Below are 4399 nucleotides of genomic sequence, written 5' to 3' on the forward strand. Positions count from 1 at the left end.
CCGGTGTGGCACACACGGGAGTGCTTCTCGGCGCGCTTGCCGCGCTCGGCGTCCTGGCCGAGCGCGCGGCCGCGCGGCGCGGGCCGGCCTGGTCGGCTGGTGTGACGGCCTGCGCCACGTTCGTCGCGCTCGGTGGGACGTCACTGGCGCGCACGGGTGCGGAGATGGCCCGGTTGCTCGAGGCAGCCGACGTCGACGGCGCGCGGGCACTGGTGCCGTCACTGTGCGGACGCGATCCGGCATCCCTTGACGAGTCGGGAATCGCCCGTGCCACCGTGGAGTCGGTCGCCGAGAACACCTCCGACGCGCAGGTGGCGCCCCTGTGGTGGGGTGCGCTGGCCGGGGTGCCAGGGCTGCTGGTGTACCGCGGCGCCAACACCCTGGACGCGATGATCGGCCACCGCTCGCCGCGGTACGACCGATTCGGTTGGGCGGCAGCACGGTTCGACGACGTCGCGAACTATCTGCCGGCCCGCGCCACCGGCGCTCTGGTGGCCTCGTGCGCTCCCGCCGTCGGCGGCTCGACGCGGGAAGCGGTCGCGGTGTGGCGCCGGGACGCCTCGCGTCACCCCAGCCCCAACGCGGGTGTCGTGGAGGCGGCGTTCGCCGGCGCGCTCGGTGTGCGATTGGGAGGGCCAACGCAATACCCGCACCGCCTCGAGATCCGGCCGACGCTGGGGGACGGCCATCCGCCCGAATCGGTCGACGTCGAGCGGTCGGTCCGGCTCTCCCGCGCCGTTCAGGCCGCGGCGGCGGGGGTAGCCGTGATCATCACGAGCGCCTGCCGTAGCGGTCGGCGAGCTTCTGCTCGGCGCTGAGTGGCGCGGGAGTGGCCGTTCTCTTCGCCGTCTGGTCCTTCTCCAGGCGGCGCTGCTTGATCTCGGCAAAGAGGAAGTAACCCAACCCGATCGGCGCGACGATGCCGAACGCGATCCACTGGATGCCGTAGGACAGAAACGGGCCCGCGTCGAGGTGCGGCAGACTGATGGTGCCGAGACCGCCGGGTTGGTCGTCGACGAGCTGCAGATACGAGCCCGCGATCGGGACGCCCGTCACCCGAGCGATCTGGTCGGTGTTTATCGAGTACACCTGCTGGACGCCGTCCCCGCGGAACGGGTCCTTGCCCGCGGTGACGGGTTCGGAATCGCGCAGTCGCGCGTTGATGGTCACGGTGCCGGTCGGTGGTGGGTCGAACTGGGGGACCGCCGTGCCCTTCACGGGATTGACGAACCCGCGGTCGACCAGCACGGTGGGACCGCCGTCGACGTGGAACGGCAACAGCACCTCGTAGGCGGGAGTGCCGTTGTTCACCCGGAGCCGCGCCAGCACCTGCGCGTCGGGCTGGTATCGGCCGGTGGCCGTGACCTGGCGCCACTGCTGGGCGGGAGCCGACGAATCCTGGTGCGGCAGAATCGTCGTCACCGGTATCGGCGCCTCGGACAACGAACTGGAGATCTGGTCGTTCTCCCGCGATGTCTTGGTGTTCTTGCCCAGCTGCCACGGCGCCAACACCGTGAAGCACAGGTAGGCGAAGGCGATGACGACGACGTAGAGCGCCAGCCACTGGGGCTTGAACAGGAAGGCGAACCGGCGGAGGGCAGGAGCGAAGCGACCCGGGAGACTGGTACGCATCAGCTGGCGACCCCACGCTCGGCGAGGCGCTCGTCGACCCAGTCGTGCAATCCTGGCAGCGACGCCTCGATGACCGCGAAGGTCTCCTCGAAGTCGGCCCCGGTCCCGTAATAGGGGTCTTCGACGTCCAACGGGTGTGCGGCGGAACGCGGATCGAAGGACCGCATCATGCGAATCCGAGTTGGCGGGACGCCGAGGTCACGAAGGATCCGGGTGTGGTTGCGCCCCATGGCGATCACCATGTCCGCGGCGATGTGGTCATCGTCGATCTGCGCAGCGCGATGGAACGTCGGGTAACCGTGCTCCCGCAGCACGTGGTTGGTGCGATCGTCTGCACCGTCACCCTCGTGCCAGCTGCCGGTGCCCGCGCTGCTCACCCGAACCACGGCGGCGAGGCCCCGTTCGGAGATCTGGTGGGCGAACATCTTCTCGGCCATCGGTGAGCGACAGATGTTTCCGGAGCAGACGAACGTCACGTGGATGGGTTCAGACACCGAGAACCTCCCGCAGGCCATCGATCGTCGACACGTGCCTGAACGCGGTCACTGCGTCAGGCCCAGTGAAGTCGGATGCACCGTAACCCCATTCGACCACCACCGTGTCGATGCCGTGTGCGCCGGCACCCTCGACGTCGTGCGAGCGGTCGCCGACCATGAGCACCCGCTGCGGAAGCGGTGCGAGCTGCGCCAGCGCGTGCGCGACGACGTCGGCCTTCGACGAACGGACACCGTCGGGGCTCGCGCCCGCGATGACCTCGAAATGCCCATCGAGACCGAAGTGCTCGATGATCCGCCGGGCCGTCAACTCGTTCTTCGACGTGGCGATCGCCAGTCGTACTCCCGCGGCGCCGAGGTCGGTCAAGAGGGCGGGGATCCCGTCGAACACGCTGTTCATCGCCCAGCCCCTGGTGGTGTAGTCGGCGCGGTAGGCGGTGACTGCCTCGTCAGCCCTGTCGCCGAGCCCCATGGACGTCAACGTCACGTGCATCGGGGGCCCGACGATGCGCTCGGCGAGGTCCCCGTCGGGCACCACGGCGCCGATCTCGCCCAAGGCGTGCCGGAAGCTGGCGACGATCCCGACGGCGGAATCGGTGAGTGTGCCGTCGAGGTCGAATATCACTAGCTGGGGACTCACCCGTCCATTGTCTACTGTCTTGTTGTGGGCAGTCTTTCCCGGTCGCCGGGAGCGCGGAGTGGCGGGCATCCGCCGCGGCTGGACGCGCGCTATCACGGTGATCAGGCAGCGGCTCCGGGAATGCTCGACTTCGCGGTGAACGTACGGGCGGCGCGGCCACCGTCGTGGCTGGTGGAACGTCTCGCGGCGCGGCTCGAGGACCTCGGCCGCTATCCCGGCGAAGGTGACCACCGACGCGCGACGAGCTCGGTCGCAACCCGACATGGACGGCGTCCCGAGGAGGTCATGCCCCTGGCCGGAGGAGCCGAGGGGTTTGCGATGCTGGCGCGTCTGCAGCCCAGGCTGGCAGCGCTGGTCGCGCCGTCCTTCACCGAACCCGAGGCGGTGCTCACGGCCGCCGGGGTTCCGATCAGCCATGTGGTTCTCGAGGCGCCGTTCGTGCTCTCGGGTGCCGTCGTGCCCGACGAAGCCGACCTGGTCGTCGTGGGGAACCCGACGAACCCGACGGGCGTGCTGCACACCAGGGAGGACATCCTTGCCCTGCGCCGTGCCGGCCGGATCGTGGTCGTCGACGAGGCGTTCGCCGACGCCATTCCCGGCGAACCTCAGTCGCTGGCCGGCGAGGATCTGCCCGACGTGGTGGTGCTCCGCAGCTTGACCAAGACGTGGTCGCTGGCGGGGCTACGGGTCGGCTACGCGCTCGGCGCGCCGGACGTTCTGGCCAGACTGGCCTCCGAGCGGGCGCACTGGCCACTCGGGACGCTGCAATTGGAGGCCATCGAGGTGTGTAGCTCGCCGGCGGCGGTCGCGGACGCCGAGGCGGGCGCGCGCAGGCTGCTCGCGCTGCGCGCCGAGATGGTGGCCGGTCTGACGAACGCCGGATTCACCGTCGTCGACGGTTGCGCTCCGTTCGTCCTCTTCCGGGTGCCCGACGCCGAATTGGTTCGGAAACATCTGGACGCCAACGGCATTGCCGTGCGTCGCTGCGACACCTTCGTCGGGCTCGACGGTGAGTATCTGCGTGCGGCGGTTCGGCCGGAGTGGCCGACGCTGGTCGAGTCGATGCTGGAGGTGACGCGATGAGCGCACGACTGTCCGACGTCATGGACGTGCTTGAGGACGCCTACCCGCCGGCGCTGGCCGCGGAGTGGGACTCCGTCGGGCTGGTGTGCGGTGACCCGTCAGAGACGGTCGAATCCGTGACGATAGCGGTCGACGCCACCGCCGACGTGATCGCCGACATGCCTGAGCAGGGCCTGCTTCTCGCACATCATCCGTTGCTGTTGCGCGGTGTCGACACGGTGGCGGCTGACACCGCCAAGGGCGCGCTGCTGCACCGACTGATCCGCGCCGGGAGCGCGCTATTCACCGCCCACACCAACGCGGACTCGGCATCCCCCGGGGTCTCGGACGCGCTGGCCGACGCCCTCGGGCTGGTGGTCACCGACGTGCTCTCACCGGTTGCCGACGGCGTCCGACTCGACAAGTGGGTGGTGTACGTGCCCGCCGCGCAGGCCGAATCGGTGCGCGAGGCGATGTTCGGTGCGGGTGCAGGCCAGATCGGTGACTACTCGCATTGCAGCTGGACCGTTTCTGGCAGCGGGCAGTTCCTGCCGCACGAGGGGGCGTCGCC

6 protein-coding genes are annotated in these 4399 nt (G+C 69.6%); 3 read left to right on the forward strand and 3 right to left on the reverse strand.

All coding sequences use genetic code 11. From position 1 onward, the window contains the following. The coding region (locus tag ACRDUX_RS12315) for a cobalamin biosynthesis protein (RefSeq protein ID WP_526414259.1) at positions 1-818 on the forward strand (818 nt) is incomplete at its 5' end. Here ACRDUX_RS12315 and ACRDUX_RS12320 read toward each other — a convergent pair. From ACRDUX_RS12320 to ACRDUX_RS12330, 3 genes are read right to left on the reverse strand one after another with little or no spacing between them, the layout of a single operon-like run. Beyond that, complete coding sequence (locus tag ACRDUX_RS12320) at positions 772-1632, reverse strand: SURF1 family cytochrome oxidase biogenesis protein (RefSeq protein ID WP_526414261.1); 861 nt, start codon at positions 1630-1632, stop codon at positions 772-774. The genes ACRDUX_RS12315 and ACRDUX_RS12320 overlap by 47 nt on opposite strands. Next, positions 1632-2126: a low molecular weight protein-tyrosine-phosphatase gene (locus tag ACRDUX_RS12325; protein WP_526414263.1), complete on the reverse strand. Its 495-nt coding sequence runs from the start codon at positions 2124-2126 to the stop codon at positions 1632-1634. Before ACRDUX_RS12325 ends, ACRDUX_RS12320 begins: the two co-directional genes overlap by 1 nt. Next, entirely contained in the window at positions 2119-2751 is a 633-nt protein-coding gene (locus tag ACRDUX_RS12330; protein ID WP_526414269.1) for an HAD hydrolase-like protein, read from the reverse strand. The genes ACRDUX_RS12325 and ACRDUX_RS12330 overlap by 8 nt, the downstream gene beginning before the upstream one ends. A gap of 39 nt (positions 2752-2790) precedes the next feature. Between ACRDUX_RS12330 and cobC the strand changes: the two genes are divergently transcribed. Further along, positions 2791-3849 carry an Rv2231c family histidinol phosphate aminotransferase CobC gene (gene cobC, locus ACRDUX_RS12335; RefSeq protein ID WP_526414265.1) on the forward strand — a complete coding sequence of 353 codons (1059 nt, stop codon included), beginning with the start codon at positions 2791-2793 and terminating at the stop codon, positions 3847-3849. Next, positions 3846-4399: Nif3-like dinuclear metal center hexameric protein (locus ACRDUX_RS12340; RefSeq protein ID WP_526414267.1), on the forward strand; the 554-nt coding region annotated here is incomplete at its 3' end. The genes cobC and ACRDUX_RS12340, both read left to right, overlap by 4 nt.

Origin of the sequence: Mycobacterium sp. (genome assembly GCF_050701675.1) — a bacterium.
In the GTDB taxonomy this organism is placed as follows: domain Bacteria; phylum Actinomycetota; class Actinomycetes; order Mycobacteriales; family Mycobacteriaceae; genus Mycobacterium.